Annotated in this window: 15 protein-coding genes and 1 pseudogene; 3 read left to right on the plus strand and 13 right to left on the minus strand. The window is 64.0% G+C overall.

The features are described from left to right. The first annotated feature begins 7 nt into the window (after positions 1 to 7). A complete protein-coding gene (locus LE416_RS04875; protein ID WP_225047360.1) occupies positions 8 to 742 on the plus strand; it encodes a 5-bromo-4-chloroindolyl phosphate hydrolysis family protein in 735 nt (244 codons plus the stop codon). Beyond that, on the plus strand, positions 735 to 1,919 hold the full coding sequence (locus LE416_RS04880; protein ID WP_225047361.1) for a toxic anion resistance protein: 1,185 nt from the start codon (positions 735 to 737) through the stop codon (positions 1,917 to 1,919). The genes LE416_RS04875 and LE416_RS04880 overlap by 8 nt, the downstream gene beginning before the upstream one ends. 110 nt (positions 1,920 to 2,029) lie before the next feature. On the opposite strand, the gene LE416_RS04885 is transcribed toward LE416_RS04880, so the two are convergent. After that, positions 2,030 to 3,457, minus strand: coding sequence for an MFS transporter (locus LE416_RS04885; RefSeq protein ID WP_225047362.1), 1,428 nt, complete (start codon positions 3,455 to 3,457; stop codon positions 2,030 to 2,032). A 181-nt stretch (positions 3,458 to 3,638) separates the two neighbouring features. Between LE416_RS04885 and LE416_RS04890 the strand changes: the two genes are divergently transcribed. Further along, positions 3,639 to 4,535 carry a phosphate ABC transporter substrate-binding protein gene (locus LE416_RS04890; protein WP_420844378.1) on the plus strand — a complete coding sequence of 299 codons (897 nt, stop codon included), beginning with the start codon at positions 3,639 to 3,641 and terminating at the stop codon, positions 4,533 to 4,535. Positions 4,536 to 4,730: 195 nt separating this feature from the next. Here the strand turns inward: LE416_RS04890 and LE416_RS04895 are convergent, their stop codons facing one another. The 12 genes and pseudogenes from LE416_RS04895 to murD form a co-directional block, all read right to left on the minus strand. Beyond that, the gene (locus LE416_RS04895) at positions 4,731 to 5,237 is read right to left on the minus strand and encodes a 2'-5' RNA ligase family protein (protein ID WP_225047364.1); all 507 of its coding nucleotides are present in this window, start codon (positions 5,235 to 5,237) and stop codon (positions 4,731 to 4,733) included. Positions 5,238 to 5,286: 49 nt separating this feature from the next. Further along, entirely contained in the window at positions 5,287 to 5,487 is a 201-nt protein-coding gene (locus LE416_RS04900; protein WP_225047365.1) for a cold-shock protein, read from the minus strand. A 1-nt stretch (position 5,488) separates the two neighbouring features. Continuing rightward, positions 5,489 to 8,275, minus strand: coding sequence for an isoleucine--tRNA ligase (ileS, locus tag LE416_RS04905; RefSeq protein ID WP_225047366.1), 2,787 nt, complete (start codon positions 8,273 to 8,275; stop codon positions 5,489 to 5,491). A gap of 245 nt (positions 8,276 to 8,520) precedes the next feature. After that, on the minus strand, positions 8,521 to 9,207 hold the full coding sequence (locus LE416_RS04910; protein WP_225047367.1) for a DivIVA domain-containing protein: 687 nt from the start codon (positions 9,205 to 9,207) through the stop codon (positions 8,521 to 8,523). A gap of 15 nt (positions 9,208 to 9,222) precedes the next feature. Then, positions 9,223 to 10,002, minus strand: coding sequence for a YlmH family RNA-binding protein (locus LE416_RS04915; protein ID WP_225047368.1), 780 nt, complete (start codon positions 10,000 to 10,002; stop codon positions 9,223 to 9,225). Continuing rightward, positions 10,002 to 10,274 carry a YggT family protein gene (locus tag LE416_RS04920; RefSeq protein ID WP_225047369.1) on the minus strand — a complete coding sequence of 91 codons (273 nt, stop codon included), beginning with the start codon at positions 10,272 to 10,274 and terminating at the stop codon, positions 10,002 to 10,004. The genes LE416_RS04915 and LE416_RS04920 overlap by 1 nt, the downstream gene beginning before the upstream one ends. Before the next feature lie 12 nt (positions 10,275 to 10,286). Then, positions 10,287 to 10,769 carry a cell division protein SepF gene (locus LE416_RS04925; protein ID WP_225047370.1) on the minus strand — a complete coding sequence of 161 codons (483 nt, stop codon included), beginning with the start codon at positions 10,767 to 10,769 and terminating at the stop codon, positions 10,287 to 10,289. 286 nt (positions 10,770 to 11,055) lie between these two features. Continuing rightward, positions 11,056 to 12,006 (minus strand): annotated as a pseudogene (gene ftsZ / locus LE416_RS04930) (cell division protein FtsZ); the annotation flags it as partial. A 27-nt stretch (positions 12,007 to 12,033) separates the two neighbouring features. After that, positions 12,034 to 13,341 (minus strand): cell division protein FtsA, encoded by a 1,308-nt coding sequence (ftsA, locus tag LE416_RS04935; RefSeq protein WP_225047372.1) that lies wholly within the window; start codon positions 13,339 to 13,341, stop codon positions 12,034 to 12,036. Positions 13,342 to 13,472: 131 nt separating this feature from the next. Beyond that, complete coding sequence (locus tag LE416_RS04940) at positions 13,473 to 14,279, minus strand: cell division protein FtsQ/DivIB (protein WP_225047373.1); 807 nt, start codon at positions 14,277 to 14,279, stop codon at positions 13,473 to 13,475. A 20-nt stretch (positions 14,280 to 14,299) separates the two neighbouring features. Beyond that, entirely contained in the window at positions 14,300 to 15,391 is a 1,092-nt protein-coding gene (gene murG, locus LE416_RS04945) for an undecaprenyldiphospho-muramoylpentapeptide beta-N-acetylglucosaminyltransferase (RefSeq protein ID WP_225047374.1), read from the minus strand. Between the two features lies 1 nt (position 15,392). Beyond that, complete coding sequence (gene murD, locus LE416_RS04950) at positions 15,393 to 16,763, minus strand: UDP-N-acetylmuramoyl-L-alanine--D-glutamate ligase (protein ID WP_225047375.1); 1,371 nt, start codon at positions 16,761 to 16,763, stop codon at positions 15,393 to 15,395.

The following is a 16,763-nucleotide window of genomic DNA, read 5'->3' on the forward strand; positions in this document are numbered from 1 at the left end:
TGAGCCCGTGAGAAAAAAAGATAAGCAGATTCGCTGGTGGCGCGTCGGGGTCTGGACCCTCGGCGGCCTCGCCATCGGCCTGTTCAGCACCCAGGTCTGGCTGGCCGTGTTCGTGGCGCTGGTCTTCGGCTTCGCCCGGCTGATCGGCGAGCTGAGCCGCCCGCGCCCGGCCGCCCCGACCGTCGCGCCGCCTCTGACCGACCGCATGGCGGCGCACTACGCCGAGTCCGGGCTGAGCGAAAGCGAGATCGACCTGTTCCGCGAGACCATGGATCAGGTCGCCGCCCAGATTCGCCAGTTCGAGACCATCGAAAACCGCGTGCCCAAGCTCAAGAGCGTGGCACTCAACCACGACCTCGACAACGTGATGCACGCCTACTTCAAGGCCGTGGTCAAAACGCCCAAGCAGCTGGCCTCGGCGGGCCACTTCGTCTACGAGCAGCTGCCGAACCTGGTCAACATCGCGCAGAAGTACGAGGAGATCAGCCACCACGAGGTCAAGACCCAAGACACCTACGACGTGCTGACCACCGCGGCCAACGCGCTGGGTGACCTCGCCGAGGCGATCAAGACCGACTACGCCGCCTTCGTCGAAAACGACCTGGACGACCTTGAGGCGTCCGTGGCCCTCGCCAAAAAGCAGATGCAGGAGCGCCCGCGCCTGAGTGAATCGACCACCCTGCCCGGCCACGAGCTGGACCTGAGCGCCGTCAAGGAAGAAATGGAGAAAACACATGAGTGAAGAACAGCAGTCAACCGATACCCAAAGCCTGGTCAATGACCTGTTGAGCCAGCCCTTTTCCGCCACGACCAACGCCCCGGCCGAACAGCCCAAGGAGCAGGCGGCCGCCGCGCCGACCCTGAGCCCCGAGCAGGAGGCGCAGGCCAAGGAGCTGGCCAAGCAGCTGGACGTCAAGAGCCAAGACGCCGTGCTCAGCTACGGCGCCGCGGCCCAAAAGCAGCTCGGCAATTTCTCTCAGACCATGCTGGACCAGGTGCAAAGCCAGGATACCGGGGCCGTCGGCGATGCCCTGTCCAGCCTGATGGCGCGGCTGAACGAGGCCAACCCGGACGAGCTGCGCGCCGAAAACAGCAACATTTTCAAGAAGATGTTCGGTAAGGTGCGCCGCTCCATCTTCGAGATCACGGCTAAGTACCAGAAGATCGGCGCCCAGATCGACGCGATCGCCAGCCGGCTCGAAAAGGAGCAGCAGGGCCTCTTGACCGACAACAAGATGCTCGAGGAGCTGTACGGCCAAAACAAGGCGTACTTCGACGCGCTGAACATCTACATTGCCGCGGCCAAGATGAAGCTTCAAGAGCTTGAGACCACCACCATCCCCGAAGCCCTCAAGGCGGCCCAGGAATCCGGCGACCAGATGAAGGTCCAGGAGGTCAACGACCTCAAGCAGTTCCAGGCCCGGCTTGAAAAGCGCGCGTACGACCTGCAGCTGGCCCGCCAGATCACCCTGCAGCAGGCCCCGCAGATCCGCCTGATTCAAAACACGAACCAGGCACTGGCCGAAAAGATTCAGGCCAGTGTCAACACCGCGATTCCGCTGTGGAAGAACCAGGTCGCCATCGCCCTGACCCTGCTGCGCCAAAAGGACGCGGTCACCGCCCAGCGCCAGGTCTCTGAGACCACCAACGACCTGCTGAAGAAGAACGCCGCGATGCTCAAGATCTCCGCGGTCGAAACCGCCAAGGAGAACGAACGCGGCGTCGTCGACATCGAGACCTTGACCCAGACCCAAAACGACCTGGTCGACACGCTCAAGCAGACCCTGCAGATTCAGCAGGACGGCCGCGCCAAGCGCAAGGCCGCCGAGGCCGAGCTGGCCAACATGGAAAACGACCTGAAGAATCACCTGCTGGACTACACCTCCGGCCGCATGAACGGCGGCAACCCGCAGGCCTAGCCCCCTCCCTCTCACCGCAGTCAAAAGCGCCAGTGTTCCCGCCATTTGGTGGGAACACTGGCGCTTTGCTATCCGCATACAATACAGTGGCGGCGACCATCGCGCAGGCCTCAGCCCTGCTTCTGCTGCCGCATCCGGTACGCCGTCAGGCCGACTGCGACCAGGCAGATCACCGCGGCAACGGCGAAGGCGACGTGCATCCCGACGATGAAGTAGTCCGGGTGCGCCGGCAGGTAAGTGGTCACCTTGCGCCCGGCGGTGTGGCTCATCGCGGAGAAGAGCACCGTGGTGGCCGTCGAGATGCCGACCACCATGCCGAGGTTGCGGGCCAGCGCGTTCAGCCCCCCGGCGATGCCGAGGTCCTGCGCGTCAACCGCGCTCATCACCACTGTGTTGTTCGGCGACTGGAACGAGCCGTTGCCAAGTCCCATCACGCCGATCAAAAGCAGCACCCAGGCCAGCGACGTCGAGAGGTTCAAGAAGGCGTAGCCGAGCTGGCTGACGAGGATGATGACCAGCCCCACCAGCGTGATGGTGTACGGGCCGATCTTGTCTGAAAGGGAGCCTGCCAGCGGCGCGACCACCACCTGCACGATGGGAAAAATCATCAGGATGTACCCGGCCGTCGTCGCCGAGAGCCCGCGCGCGTTCTCGAGGTAAAACGGTGAGATCACGTTGAAGAAAAAGTTGGTGACGAAGATCAAGAAGCCGGCGAGCAGGCTGATGGTGAACTCCGCGTTTTGAAACAGCTTGAACGAGACCAGGGGGGCGGAGTGCCGCCGCTCGATGCGGATGAACAGCAACAGCGCGAGCACCGCGACGAGAAACAGCGTGAGCACCCGCCAGTCGCCAAAGCCCACCACCTGGCCGAGGTTGACGGCGACGAAGAACGGCACGATCAGCGCCACGAAGCTGGCAAAGCCGGCCCAGTCGATCGGCGCGTGCGACGGCGCCAGGTCACGCGGCAGCACCAGCTGCCCCATCACCATCGTCAGCAGGCCGATCGGGATGTTGATCCAGAAGATGTAGCCCCACGGCAGCTGGCCGAGGATCAGGCCGCCGATGCCGGGCCCGGCGATCGAGCCGACCGAGACGAAGGAGCCGATCAGCCCCAGTGCCTTGCCGCGCTCGCGCAGCGGGAAGACCTCGGTGATGATGCCGTTGTTGTTGGCCATGGTCATCGACGCCCCGAGCGCCTGCACCACCCGCGCCGCCAGAAGCAGCGCGAAGCTATGGTTGAAGCCGGCGAACAGCGAACCGATGGTGAACAGCACCGTGCCGAGGCGAAACACGCGGATTTTGCCCAGTGTGTCCCCCAGCTTCCCCATCAGAAGCAGCAGGGCGCAGATCACGATCAGGTAGCTGGACACCACCCACTCGGCCTGATTCATCGGCACCCCGAGGTCTCGGGCCATGACCGGCAGGGCGATGTTGACAATGGAGCCGTCCAGGGTGGACATGATGGTGAACATTCCCACCGCCGTGATGATCCACCAGCGGTTCTTCTGGACGACCGGGTCGTTGACGTAGCTTTGCATGATTGCCTCCCGCAGCTTGATTACTGATTAGTATACGCCGATGTTTTCTGAAAGGCCAAGTGGCAGTCCTGTCATTCTTTACACACTTTACCGAATCGATACGCAACCGATACCCGAACCGGCCCGGATTTTTACCGGCGGCGGGTATGATAAGCCTATCCTAACTAATGGGGGAAAGATGATGAAGAAAACTGGATTGTTCACGACCTTAGCACTACTGTTCGTCCTGGCGGGCTGCGGGAGCCAAAGCGCCCAGGGAGACGCCAAGAAGACGAGCTCGAGCAGCACCGACGCCGCGCCGACCAAGATTGTGGCGGTGGGCTCCACCGCCCTGCAGCCGCTGGTTGAGGCCGCGGCGCAGAACTACCAGCAGGCAACCCCTGGCGCCGACATCACTGTTCAGGGCGGCGGCTCCGGCGCCGGCCTCAGCCAGGTGGCAAGCGGTGCCGTGACCATCGGCAACTCCGACATTTTTGCCCAGGAGAAGGACGGCGTCGACGCCAACGCCCTGGTCGATCACCAGGTCGCCGTGGTCGGCATCGCCCCGGTGGTGCACCCGGACACCGGCGTGACCAACCTGAGCCACAAGCAGCTGGTCGACATCTTCACCGGCAAGGTCAAAAACTGGAAGCAGGTCGGCGGCAAGGACGAGGCCATCGTGGTGATCAACCGCGCCCAGGGCTCCGGCACCCGCGCCACCTTCGAGGCACTCGGCCTGAAGACCACCAAGGTGATCACCGCCCAGGAGCAGGACTCCAGCGGCACCGTGATGAAGATGGTCAAGCAGACCCCGGGCGCCATCTCCTACCTCGCCTTCTCCGCCATCCAGTCCGGCGTGACTCCGGTCGCCCTGGACAACGTGAAGCCAACCGATGAGAACGTCACCACCAACAAGTGGAGCATCTGGGCGTACGAGCACATGTACACCAAGGGCTCCCCTAAGGCCGACGTCGCCAAGTTCATCAACTACATCCAATCGGCCAAGGTGCAAGACACCCTGGTGAAGAAGATGGGTTACATCCGCATCACCGCGATGAAGGTCGCCCGCACCCACGACGGCAAGATCGAAGACAAGTAACGACACCGAATGCTGGGCCATAAGTCGCACTTAGCCCAGAGTACAAGGCGGCCACCGCGTGTTTCCCGAACTTAGGAAACGCGTGGTGGCCGCCTTGTGCGCGTGGGCGTTGACATATGGCCCGCGACTGTGATGCAACTTTCGTGTTCAATTCGGGCTGGCCGATCTCTGGCCAACCCTTTTCTTGCGTCTCCCCTACCGAATCGCCCAGCGGGCAAGCTCTTGGTACGGGTCACAGGCAATCAGCACCAGCCTTGGTTCGACCAGCGTCAGCGGCGTGAACCGCGCCGTCAGCCAGATGAGCGCGGCGTTCAGGTTGGCCGGGCCCAAGTGTGAGGCCAGGGCGACGTGAGGCTGCCACCCATCAGGCGCGTAACGCGATGTCGGCGCTGCGTCGCCCAGCGCGTTGGCCAGCCGGTTCGCCGCAACTAGGCCCGGGGTCCACAGCGGCGCCGCGTACACTACCGCAGGGATGAACGCCCCGAGACTGGCCAGCCGCACCGGCCCGACCGCAAACTGACCCACCGCAGCCGCGATGCGCGCCTGCACCGCCGCCCCGCCTGCGGCGCTGAAGGCGGCCAGCGTCAGGTGCGGCGGCACCCCCGCGGGCTGTCCAATCAGCTGCCCGATCCCGGCGCGCCAGGCGACCAGGGTCTGGGCCGCGTGGTCTTCGAACTGTAGAATCAGGGCGAATTCGGTCATTGAGTCCTCCGATGGCAAACGGCCACCGCGTGTGCGATGACCGTTCGGCTTAATCCTTGACTTGAACGTTGGCTGCCTGCGGACCGCGCGGGCCCTCGACAATCACAAAGTCCACGGTGTCGCCGGGGTGCAGCGTCTTGTAGCCCCCGCCGAGAATGGCGGAGAAGTGGACGAACACATCCGGCTGGTTCTCGACTTTGATGAAGCCGAACCCCTTGTCCTCGTTAAAGTTTTTCACGCGTCCCTGCATGTTACGCCTCGAATCCTTCGGCCACTGCCTCCGGGAAGTTGGCGGTCACGATCTTGGCGCAGCGTGCGCAAAGCGTCGGGAAGTGCGGGTCCTGGCCCACCGTCTCGGTGGTCATTCGGCAGCGCGCGCAGACCTCGCCCTTGGCGTGCTCGACCAAGACGGCCACGTCGTCGAAGGTGACGGCGTCTTCCGGCACCGCGGCCCCAACAGGCGCCACGGTGAAGGCGCTGGTGATCAGAAGCTGCATCACGTTGGCGTCCAGACCGGTCAGCAGGTCGCGCACGGCCTGGTTCGGGTAGACCGTCACGCTGGCCTCCAGCGACTTGCCGATGACCTTGGCGTCGCGGGCGGTTTCAAGCGCCTTTTGCACGTTGGTCCGGAAGGCCATGAAGCCGCGCCACTGGGCAACCAGCGCGTCCGCGCCGGCGATTGTCTGGGCCTTTGGCATCTCGCTTAAGGCCGCGTACTGCTCCGGCTGGTTCAGGTACGGCCAGATTTCCTCGGCGGTGTGCGGCAGAATCGGGGTCAGCAGCTTGGTCAGGGCCAGCAGCGCCTGGAACATCACCGTCTGCATCCGGCGGCGCGGCAGCGAGTCCTCGCCCTCGATGTAGACGACATCCTTGGCGAAGTCGAGGTAAAAGGCGGACAGGTCGTTGACCAAAAAGCTCGAGATGGTCTTGTCGACGGTCGCGAAGTCGTACTGGTCGTAGGCCGCCAAGACCTGCTCAATCACCTGGTTGAGGCGCACGGTCAGGTACTGATCGACGCTGCCAAGGTTCTCGTAGGCCACGGTGTTTGCCGCCGGGTCGAAGTCGCTGGTGTTGGCGATCATGAAGCGCAGCGTGTTTCTGATCTTGCGGTAGGCGTCGCTGGCCTGCGCGAAGTTGTCCATCGACACGCGCACGTCGGAGCTTGAGTCGACCGTGGCGACCCACAGGCGGATGATCTCGGCGCCGTACTGCTTCTCCACCGTGTCCGGCACGATGGTGTTGCCCAGGCTCTTGCTCATCTTGCGGCCCTCGGCGTCGAGGGTGAAGCCCTGAGACAGCACCTGCTTGTAAGGCGCGATGCCGTTGGCGGCGACGCTGGTGATCAGACTCGAGTTGAACCAGCCGCGGTACTGGTCGGATCCTTCAAGGTACAGGTCGGCCGGGTAGGTCAGCTCGGGCCGCGCCTCGCAGACGCCCGCCCAGCTGGAGCCGGAGTCGAACCAGACGTCCATGATGTCGGTTTCCTTGGTGAATTCACCGTGTGGGGAGTGGGCGTTGGTGTAGCCCTCCGGCAGCAGGTCCTTGGCCTCGCGCTGGGACCAGACGATCGAGCCGTACTGGCCGAACAGGTCGGCGACGTGGTCGATGGTGGCCTTTTCCAGGATCGGGGTGCCGTCCTCGGCGTAGAAAATCGGCAGCGGCACGCCCCACGCGCGCTGGCGGGAAATCACCCAGTCGCCGCGGTCCTTGATCATGTTGTGCAGGCGCGTCTTGCCCCAGGCCGGCGAGAAGCTGGCCTGGTCGATGGCGCCGAGAATCTGGTCGCGGATCGCGTCGATGGAGGCGAACCACTGGGTCGTGGCGCGGAAGATCACCGGCTTCTTGGTGCGCCAGTCGTGCGGGTAGCTGTGGGTGAAAAAGTCCAGCTTCAGCAGGCTGCCGTTGGCCTTCAGGGCCTCGGTCACCATCGGGTTGGCCTTGTCGTAGAACACCCCGGTGAAGCCCGGTGCGTCCTCGGTCATGAAGCCCTTCTCGTCGACGACGGACAGCACCGGCAGGTCGTACTTGATGCCGCACTTGTAGTCGTCTTCACCATGCCCAGGCGCGGTGTGCACCAGGCCGGTCCCGGCGTCAAGCGTCACGTGGTCACCCAGCACCACCAGGCTGGTGCGATCGTACAGCGGGTGCTGGCCGGTCATGTACTCCAGCTGCGTGCCCTTGAGCGTCTGCAGCACGGTGACGTCCTGCCAGCCAAGCGTCGCCTGAATCTTGGTCAACAGCTCGCTGGCCACGACGTACTTCTTGCCGTCGGCGTTCACCTGCACGTACTCGAAGCGTGGGTTGACCGCAATCCCCTCGTTGGCCGGAATGGTCCAAGGGGTCGTGGTCCAGATGATGAAGCTGGTGTCCGAGTCCAGCAGGCCCTTGCCGTCCACCACCTTGAAGGCGACGAACATCGACGGGGACTTGACGTCGTGGTACTCGATTTCAGCCTCGGCCAAAGTCGACTCGGACGACCAGGACCAGTAGACGGGCTTCAGGCCGTTGTAGATGTAGCCCTTCTCGGCCATTTTGCCGAAAACGCGAATCTCCTGTTCCTCAAACTCCGGCTGCAGCGTGATGTACGGGTGATCCCAATCGCCCAGCACGCCGAGGCGCTTGAAGTCGGTGCGCTGCTTGTCAATCTCTTTCATCGCGAACTGGCGGCACAGCTCGCGGTACTCGGCCCAAGACATCTCCTTGCGGTGGACGCCCTTCTTGGCCAGCTGCTGCTCGATCGGCAGACCGTGCGTATCCCAGCCGGGCACGTATGGCGCGCGGAAGCCGTTCATCGACTTGTAGCGCACGATGATGTCCTTGGAGACCTTGTTCAGGGCGTGGCCCATGTGGATGTTGCCGTTGGCGAACGGGGGCCCGTCGTGCAGCACGAAGGTCGGCTTGCCCTCGTTGAGCTTTTGGCGCAGCTCGTACAGCCCATTTTCCTCCCATGCCGCCTGCATCTGCGGCTCCTTGGTCGGCAGACCGGCGCGCATCTTGAAGTCGGTTTTGCCCAGATTCAACGTGTCTTTGACTTTCATCTTATCCTCCTGTGGTGTGGCGGCACAAAAAAAGATTCTCTCCGAATAGGACGAGAATCTCGTGGTACCACCTAGGTTCGGGCCGCAAAGCGACCCCTCAGCGCCCGATAACGGTGGTGACCGGCGCGGCCTACTTATCGACCGCACGACTGCGAACTGATACCAAGGCGTGCTTGTGGCTCGGGCTTCCACCGTCCCCGATTCGCTGTCCACTCACCGCGCCTTGGCGCGTGTTCTGACGTGACTTACTCAGCGTCCGGCGTGTCCGCGTCCGTCTCCTGCTCCGCCGGCGCGTCGTCGGTTGGGAACACGATCTCGGTGTACTTGGTCTCACCGTCGCTGTCTTCACTTGCCTCTGAGTTTACCGAAGGCTGTGGGGTGTTGTCAAGGGGGGCCGGGGTGTTGGCCGGATCAAGGTACTCGGCGGCCTCGGTGGAGCTTGCGAGCAGCTCCTTCCACTCCGGGCTCTTGACGACCTCCAGCTGGCTTTCAAGCATCACCTGCAGGCGCTGGCGGAAGACGCGGGTCTGGCGCTTGAGGTCCTCGGTCTGCACCGTGATCACCTTGGCCTTGTCCGTGGCATCGCCGAGGATGTGGTTGGCCTTGTCGGTCGCGTCCGTCAGCAGGTTTTGCGCGTTCTTTTCGGCCTGCTGCGTGATCAGCTCGGCCTCCTGGTCGGCGTTTTTCTTGACCTTGTCGGCGGCCTCCTGGGCCACGATGATCGACTGGTTCAGGGCGTCCTTGAGGTCGGTGAAGTACTTGATCTTGTCTTGCGTCTCCGCCAGGCTCTTTTCGAGCTCCTCGTTGTGCTTGATGGCCGCGGCGTAGTCCTTGATGATCTGCGCCAGAAAATCGTTGACCTCATCCTTGTCGTAGCCGCGCATCCGGCTGGCGAATTCCTTGTTGTGAATGTCTAATGGGCTCAGCGCCATTGTTTTCTCCCCCTACTATTTGTGAATGATCTCGACGTCGACGTGCTGCTTGCCCTTCTTGGTCAGGCCCAGCAGCGCGCGCACCCGCACCCGGCCGAAGCCGCGCACCGACACGATGTCCTCCAAGCCGACGGCGGCGTCCGGCGCGGTGGTCTCCGCGAAGTTCAGCCGCACCTTCTCCGTGTCGACCAGGTGCTTGGCGCGCGCCCGCGACAGGTTGAAGGCGTGGCCGACCAGGCTGTCCAGACGCAGACTGGTCATGGTCAGGCTTGCGGCCTCCCAGTCCACCTCCGGCACCACCAGGGCGTCCAGGTCGATCGGCACCAGCCGCACCGCAATCTTACCGATGCGCGTGATGTTGCTCTCGACCCAGTCCGCCATGCTGGCGGTGGTCAGAAGCTGCCAGTGGCCGCCGGCGGCCAGGATGTCGCCGAACTGCTCGCGAGCGATGCCCGCGTTGGCGATGGTGCCCAGCACCTGGCTGTGGTGAAGCTCCGCGAACTTCTCCGGGTACTTGATTTCAAAGGCGGCAAGCTCGTAGTCCGAATCCGTCGGCACGAAGTAGTCCGGCGCAATCAGTCCACGCACCCGCTCCGCGGCGTGAATGCCGCCAAATAGGTGCAGCCGCACCGCGTCGTTTTGACCGATCAGGGTCTGTGCGATGTAGGCCTGGCGCGGATCCAGAAAATCGGTCAGGACCGGTCGATACTCCGTGGCCGCGGTTTCAATCTGGTCCAGGAAGGCGGCGATGAACGGCGCCTCATCCTTTCTGAAGTGCTGATACACGTCGGCCATCAGCCCGTCACCAGCGCGGAAAAAATCCAAAACAGGACGCGCTGGCCGAGGCCGAGCGCGAAGAAGGCCAGAAGCGGCGAGAAGTCCAGCCCCGCGAAGGTCGGCAGGAAGCTGAACAGCCGCAAAAACGGCTCGCAGATGCGGGCCAAAAAGCGCCCGAGCGCCGACTCGCGCGCGCCCGGGAACCAGGACATCAGCACGTACACGACCAGCGCAAGCATGTAGGCCTCGAGCACGGTGCTCAGGACCTGGTAAAGCCGATAGAGAATCATGCCCACACCTCCTTAGGGGGTTGCGAGGTCGAAGTCGGCGTCCTGGCCGACGGTGTCGGCCAGGCTGCCGTCAATCTGGAAGTTGGCCGGCGTGACCAGAAAGATCATCTGGCCGATCCGCTTGATCTCGCCGTTGATGGCGAACACGGTGCCGGTCAGGAAATCGACGATGCGCGTGGCATCCTCCGGCGTGATGCGATCGAAGTTCACGACCACCGCCTTGTTGTTCAGCAGGTGGGTGCCGATCTCCTTGGCGTCCGAGTAGATGCGCGGCTCGTAGACCACGATCTTGGCTGCCTTGCTGGTCGGCTCGTTCATTGCCACGACCTTGTTGCCGCGAAACGGTGCCGTGGCCGGACGCGCCGGCTGGGTGCCGGCGGCTACCGGTGCCTGGGGCCGCTCCGTGCTGGCCGCCTTGGGGGCGACCTCCTCGGTATCCTCGGGGTCCAGGGCGAAGAACTGATTGAATTTGGTGGAAATTTTTTCAAAGGCCATCGCCTTCACCTCCGTTCAATAATTACTGGCGGCGGAACCGGAAGAACGGCGGCTGCTGATCGTCGCCCTTGTCCCCGTCGGTCGCCTGCGGCTGGCTTTCGAAGATGTCAAAATCCTTCTTCTCCGCCTTGTCCAAGTTGGCGTCGGTCGGCGCCGGGCGCTGGCTCGGCTCGCGGCGCAGGTCCCAGTTGCCGAACGGATCGTCCGCTGGCTTGGCGGCAGGCTTGGCCGCCGGGGCCGGACGGGAGGCCGTGCGCGCACCGCGGCCCGCCTCAACGGCGGCCTCGTCGATGCCCGTGGCAATCACGGTGACCACGACCTCGTCGCCGAGCTCCTCGTTGATCGAGGTCCCGAAGATGATGTTGACGTCGTTGGTCGCGGCCTGCGCCACGATTTCGGACGCGTCCTGGGCCTCAAACAAGGAGAGGTCCGGACCGCCGGTGATGTTCAGCAGCACCTGCTTGGCGCCGTCGATGGAGACCTCCAGCAGTGGGCTGGAGATCGCCTTCTTGGTCGCCTCGATGGTGCGGTTCTCGCCGGTGGCGGAGCCGATGCCCATCAGCGCGCTGCCCTGGTTGGCCATGACGGTCTTGACGTCGGCGAAGTCCAGGTTGACGTAGCCGGGGCTGGTGATCAGGTCGGAAATCCCCTGAACCCCTTGGCGCAGCACGTTGTCGGCGGCGTGGAAGGCCTCGAGCATCGGGGTCTTCTTGTCGACGATCTCGAGCAGGCGGTTGTTGGCGATGATCACCAGTGTGTCCACGACGTCTTTGAGCTGGGAGATGCCTTCGCTGGCGTTCTTGGCGCGGCGTGGGCCCTCGAAGGTGAACGGCCGGGTGACCACGCCGACGGTGAGCGCGCCCAGGTCCTTGGCAATCTTGGCGACCACCGGGGCGGCCCCGGTGCCGGTGCCGCCGCCCATGCCGCAGGTGACGAAGATCATGTCGGCGCCTTCAAGCGCCTGCTGGATGGCCTCCTCGGACTCCTCGGCGGCTTTTTGGCCGATGTCGGCGGTGGCGCCGGCACCCAGGCCGCGGGTGAGCTTCGGACCGATCTGAATCTTGGTTTCGGCGTTGGAGTTGGCCAGGGCCTGAACGTCGGTGTTGGCGGCGATAAACTCCACGCCCTTGACGTCCTCGGCAATCATGCGGTTGACCGCGTTGCCGCCGGCGCCGCCGACCCCGATGACCTTGATCACTGCCCCGGTGTCGTTTTGTGCATCAAGTGAGAATTCCATTGTCGTTCCTCCTAGGAAAATTCTTTATTATTCGAAGAAATTGCCGAAGAAGCGACGCAGTGCAGAAGGCTTCTTCTCTTTGGGCTCGGGTGCTTGCGGTTGCGGTGCCGCCTGGCTTGTCGCCGTGGCGGTGGTCTGGGTGGCCGCGGCCACCGGTGTCGGCAGGACCGCGGCGACCAGAATGTCGATGTCCGTCATCTTGGCCGCGGCGGTGATCAGGCCCAGCGCCTGGGTGAACGCCGGGTGGCGCAGCCCCATCTCGTCGGGCATGAAGCGTTTCACCGCCAGGGCCTGATCGCGGCCCTGGCTCAGGACGTCCTGGGCCAAGGCCTCGATGCCGGGCAGCGCGGTGGTGCCGCCGGTGATGACCACCCCGCCCGGCAGGTCCAGCGCCTTGGCCTGAGTCAACGCGCTGTGGAGCCGGTCAAAAATCTGGGTCATCCGCGCCTCGATGATCTCGGCGAGGTATTTCTCGGAGATCATCGCGGGCTCGGTCTTGCCGACCACGGTGACCGGGAAGCGGTTGCCCTCGGCGGCCGCCAGCGAGTCGGCGGTGCCGTAGTCGCGCTTGAGCTTCTCGGCATCCTTGAAGTCGGTGTTCAGCACCTGGGAGATGTCCTTGGTGACGTACTCCCCGCCTTCCGGATCGACCGCGGTGAACTTCAGCTTGTGGTCGTGAATCACCGCCGCGGTGGTTTGGCCGCCGCCGATGTCGATCAAAACGGTGCCGAAGTCCTGCTCGCCGTCGCTCAAGGCGACCTGCGCGGCCGCCAGCGGCGCGACGACCATGCAGCGGATGGTCAGGCCGGCCTTTTCGATCGCCTTTTTCGTGTTATGTAGGACCGTCTTGGGCACCGTGAACAGCAGACCGTGCATCTCCAGGCGCACCCCGACCATGTTGCGGGGGTCCTTGATGCCGTCGAAGCCGTCGACGATGAACTCGTCCGGTGTGAGCGAGAGGATCTCGCGCTCCGGTGGCAGGTTGCGGACCAAGGCCGCCGCGGCCACCGCGCGCACATCCGCGTCCTGAATCTCCTTGGACTGATCGCCGACCGCGATCATGCCGGTGACCGGCTCGATCTGCAGCGCGTTGGCCGGGACCCCGGCCACGACCTCGGAGATCTTAATCGACGCCTTCTCCTCCGCCTGGGCCACGGCCCCCTGGATGGCGCCCGCCACCTTGTCGATGTCGACGATCACGCCGCGGGACAAGCCCTCGGAACGCTGGCTGCCGACCCCAATCACGTTGAGGGACCCCTGCACAGACTCGGCCACGATGACCTTGATCGACGTTGTCCCGATGTCAAGACCGACGTATAAGTCGCGATTTCCCATGTCGACCGAACCTCCTTTACCAATCGTTATTGTTCTATGATAAATATGACTAGTCCAAGTTTACCACAGGGGCGGTTAGTTCGTACCCCGTCAATTCAGCAAACCCAATGAAAAATTGAATATTCTGCCGTTTATTTCGCGTAGGGGGTGAAAAACGCGCCCACCTCGAGGTCCACGGTCCCCTTCGTCTTCACCTGCGCCACGATGGCCGGGTAGTAGCTGATCTTCTTAGCCACCGTGCGCGAGTCCGCCACCACCGTGTTGCCGTCGGTCATGGTCAGGGTGATCTGGTAGGGATTGCCCCCGCCGCGCGTCGCCTTGACCTCGCTGACCGTCCGGCGCACCGCCGCCGGGAACTTGCGCACCGCCTTGGCCAAGCTGGTCGCGGCCTTGGCGTCAAAGCCGGTGAACACCGGGTAGTTGTTGACCGGCGTCGCCGTGCTGTCTTGCATCAGCGCGCCGTTTTCGAGGATCAGGCGGTAGCGTCCCTTCTGCTGCACGTAGCCGACCGGGGTGTACTCCTTGACGTGAAGCACCACGCGGTTCAGGCCGCTGACGCTCACCGAGACTTGGCGCAGCTCCGGCACTTGGCGCGCGATCCGCTTCAGGAAGTCGCGGCGGTGCAGCTGCATTCCCAGGATGGTCTTGGCGTCGTCCAGCTTGCTGGCATCGATCACCGACTGGATCGGCACGTTGGTCGTGCCGGTGACGGACACCGAGGCGACGCGCGCCCACGGCGACACCATGTAGCCGAAAAACGCCAGCAGGATCACCAGCGGCGTCAGCACCAGCGCGAGGTTGCGCTGGCGGTGTCTGGCCCGCAGCTGGCTGACCGCCGGCAGCTTGAGCTTCGCCGCCTTTTTTTTGGCCCGCGCCTGCTTGGCCTGGTAGGCCTCCCAAGGCGTGAGCGGGTCTTGCTCAGGCTTTCGTCTGCCCACGCCTAACACCTCACTTACGTCTAATTCTTCTCGATCACTTGGTGCAACACCGCGATCAGGTCATCCCCCGCGGTCGGGGTGCCCAAAGCCTTGGCCGCCTTGGCCATCTGCAACAGCCTTGGATCGTCTTGCATCAGCTCGATGATCGTGTCGGCGAACTGCGCGTCAAGCTCCGGCTCGGTGATCACCAGGGCCGCCCCCTGGTCCGCCAGCGCGTGCGCGTTGACGAACTGGTGGTTATGCGTCACGTTCGGGCTGGGAATCAGCACGCTCGGCAGCCCCAGCGCCGTCAGCTCCGCGAGGCTGGTGGCCCCGGAGCGGCCGATCACCAAGCTGATGTCCGGCAGGATGCCCGGCATGTCGTCGACGTACGGCACGACCTGCACGTTGGCCGGCAGCGTCGCCGGCAGCTGGGCCTTGATGCGCTCGTAGTGCACGCTGCCGGTGACGAACAGGGTCTGAAAGTCCGCCTTGCCGAAGGCGTCAAGCGCGGCGAGTGCGGCCTGGTTGATCTTCGGCGCGCCGCGGGAGCCGCCGAAAATCAAAAGCGTCCGGCGCTTCGGGTCCAGCCCGAAGTCCGCCAGGCGGTCATTGGGCTTGAGGCCCGCGACCTGCTGAGCCCGCGGGTTGCCGGTGATCACGACCTTCTTGGCCGGAAAACTGGCGGCGACCTCCGGGAAGGTGATCGCAATCTTGGTCACGAAGCGCGCCAGGAACTTGTTGGTCACCCCGGCCACGGAGTTCTGCTCGTGAATCACCGTCGGGATGTGCAGCTGCGTGGCGGCGAACAGGACGCCCGCGGACACGTAGCCACCGGTGCCGACCACCACGTCGGGCTTGAACGCCCGCAGCAGCTGCTTGGCCTTTTTCAGCGAGGCGAGAAACAGGCGCACGGTCTGCACGTTCTCAAGCGTCAGGCGGCGCCTAAAGCCCTGAAGCTCCAGGGTCTCGAACGGAATGCCGGCCTTGGGCACGATTCGGCTCTCCAGCCCCTTGGCCGTGCCGACGTACAGCACCGCTTCCAGCTGGCCGGTCGCCTTGAGCCGCTCGATCAAAGCCAGCGCCGGGTAGATATGCCCGCCGGTGCCGCCACCGGAAATCATCAGTCGCATCTCAGTTCTCCTTTTTTGCGTAAGCCTCGACGGCGGCGATGAACAGGTCGCCGCGCGTCTCGAAGTTCGGGTACTGATCCCAGCTGGCCGCGGCCGGCGACAGCAGGATCACGTCGCCCGGCTGGCTGGCCGCAAAGGCCAACGGCACCGCCGTCTGCACGTCCTGGGTCACCTCGACCGGCACGCCGGCCGCCTTGGCGACGTCGACCAGCAGCGGTGCGGTCTCGCCGAAGACGATCAGATGGCGCACGTGCGCCTTGACCAAGGGAATCAGGTCGGCCATGGACAGCTTGCGGTCAAGGCCGCCGGCAAGCAGCACCTCCGGCTGGCTGAAGGCCTCAATGGCCACCGTCGCGGCCTCCACGTTGGTCGCCTTGGAGTCGTTGTACACCTTGCGGTCGGCCACCGTCTGCACGTACTGAATGCGGTGACGTACCCCGGTGAAGCGGCTCAGCACCGCCTTGATCGCATCGTCGGGCACGCCGGACAGCTTGGCCGCCGCGATCGCCGCCAGCGCGTTTTCAATGTTGTGCTCGCCGGGAATCTGCAGGTCGGCGGCCGCCATGATCGGTTGGCCGTCGAAGCACAGGTCGCCGTCAGTCAGGGTCGCACGGGCCCCGGCCGCGCCGAGGCGCGAGAACGGCACGATGGTCGCCTTGCTCTTCTTGGCCAGCTCGTGCATCTCCGGCAGGTCCCAGTTCATGATGAAGTAATCGTCTTTCGTCTGGTTCTGGGTGATGTGCATCTTGGCCGCCACGTAATGCGCGCGGTCGCCGTGGTAATCCAGGTGTGCCTCGTAGATGTTGGTCAGCACTGCGATGTGCGGGTGCAGCGTGGTGGTGCCGACCAGCTGAAAGCTCGACAGCTCGGCGACGATGGTGTCGCCGGCCCCCGCCTTTTGCGCAACGGCGGAGACCGGGATGCCGATGTTGCCGGCGTCGTAGGCGTGCCCACCCAGGTTGGCCTCGTTGAGCATCAGCCCGATCAGCGTGGTGGTCGTCGTCTTGCCGTTGCTGCCGGTGATGCCAATCCACGCCGCATCGGAGACCTGAAAGGCCAGCTCCGGTTCGGTGATGATCGGAATGTGGCGCTCCTGCGCGCGCTGGACCATCGGGTTGCTGTAGGGAATGCCCGGGTTCTTGACCATCAGCGCGAAGTCCTCGTCGAGCAGCTCAACGGGGTGGCTGCCGGTGATCACGCGGATGCCCTCGGCCAACAGCGCCTGGGCGTCCTTGTTGTCGTCGAAGTCCTTCTTGTCGTTGACGGTGACCAAGGCCCCCAGGCGGTGGAGCAGCTTGGCGGCGTTGACGCCGCTTTTGGCCAGGCCTAAGACGAGAACCTTCTTGTTTTGGTACGAGGTGATCTGTTTCAT

It is taken from the genome of Lacticaseibacillus kribbianus (assembly GCF_020180945.1).
GTDB classification, from domain to species: Bacteria; Bacillota; Bacilli; order Lactobacillales; family Lactobacillaceae; genus Lacticaseibacillus; species Lacticaseibacillus kribbianus.

Coding starts and splice junctions, on each gene's coding strand:
- LE416_RS04925 (WP_225047370.1), bottom strand. CDS start 10,769: ATGGCCTTTGAAAAAATTTCCACCAAATTCAATCAGTTCTTCGCCCTG.
- LE416_RS04915 (WP_225047368.1), bottom strand. CDS start 10,002: ATGGCCGACGTGTATCAGCACTTCAGAAAGGATGAGGCGCCGTTCATC.
- LE416_RS04920 (WP_225047369.1), bottom strand. CDS start 10,274: ATGATTCTCTATCGGCTTTACCAGGTCCTGAGCACCGTGCTCGAGGCC.
- murG (WP_225047374.1), bottom strand. CDS start 15,391: ATGCGACTGATGATTTCCGGTGGCGGCACCGGCGGGCATATCTACCCG.
- ftsA (WP_225047372.1), bottom strand. CDS start 13,341: ATGGGAAATCGCGACTTATACGTCGGTCTTGACATCGGGACAACGTCG.
- LE416_RS04880 (WP_225047361.1), top strand. CDS start 735: ATGAGTGAAGAACAGCAGTCAACCGATACCCAAAGCCTGGTCAATGAC.
- LE416_RS04910 (WP_225047367.1), bottom strand. CDS start 9,207: ATGGCGCTGAGCCCATTAGACATTCACAACAAGGAATTCGCCAGCCGG.
- ileS (WP_225047366.1), bottom strand. CDS start 8,275: ATGAAAGTCAAAGACACGTTGAATCTGGGCAAAACCGACTTCAAGATG.
- LE416_RS04885 (WP_225047362.1), bottom strand. CDS start 3,457: ATGCAAAGCTACGTCAACGACCCGGTCGTCCAGAAGAACCGCTGGTGG.
- LE416_RS04890 (WP_420844378.1), top strand. CDS start 3,639: ATGAAGAAAACTGGATTGTTCACGACCTTAGCACTACTGTTCGTCCTG.
- LE416_RS04895 (WP_225047364.1), bottom strand. CDS start 5,237: ATGACCGAATTCGCCCTGATTCTACAGTTCGAAGACCACGCGGCCCAG.
- LE416_RS04900 (WP_225047365.1), bottom strand. CDS start 5,487: ATGCAGGGACGCGTGAAAAACTTTAACGAGGACAAGGGGTTCGGCTTC.
- murD (WP_225047375.1), bottom strand. CDS start 16,763: ATGAAACAGATCACCTCGTACCAAAACAAGAAGGTTCTCGTCTTAGGC.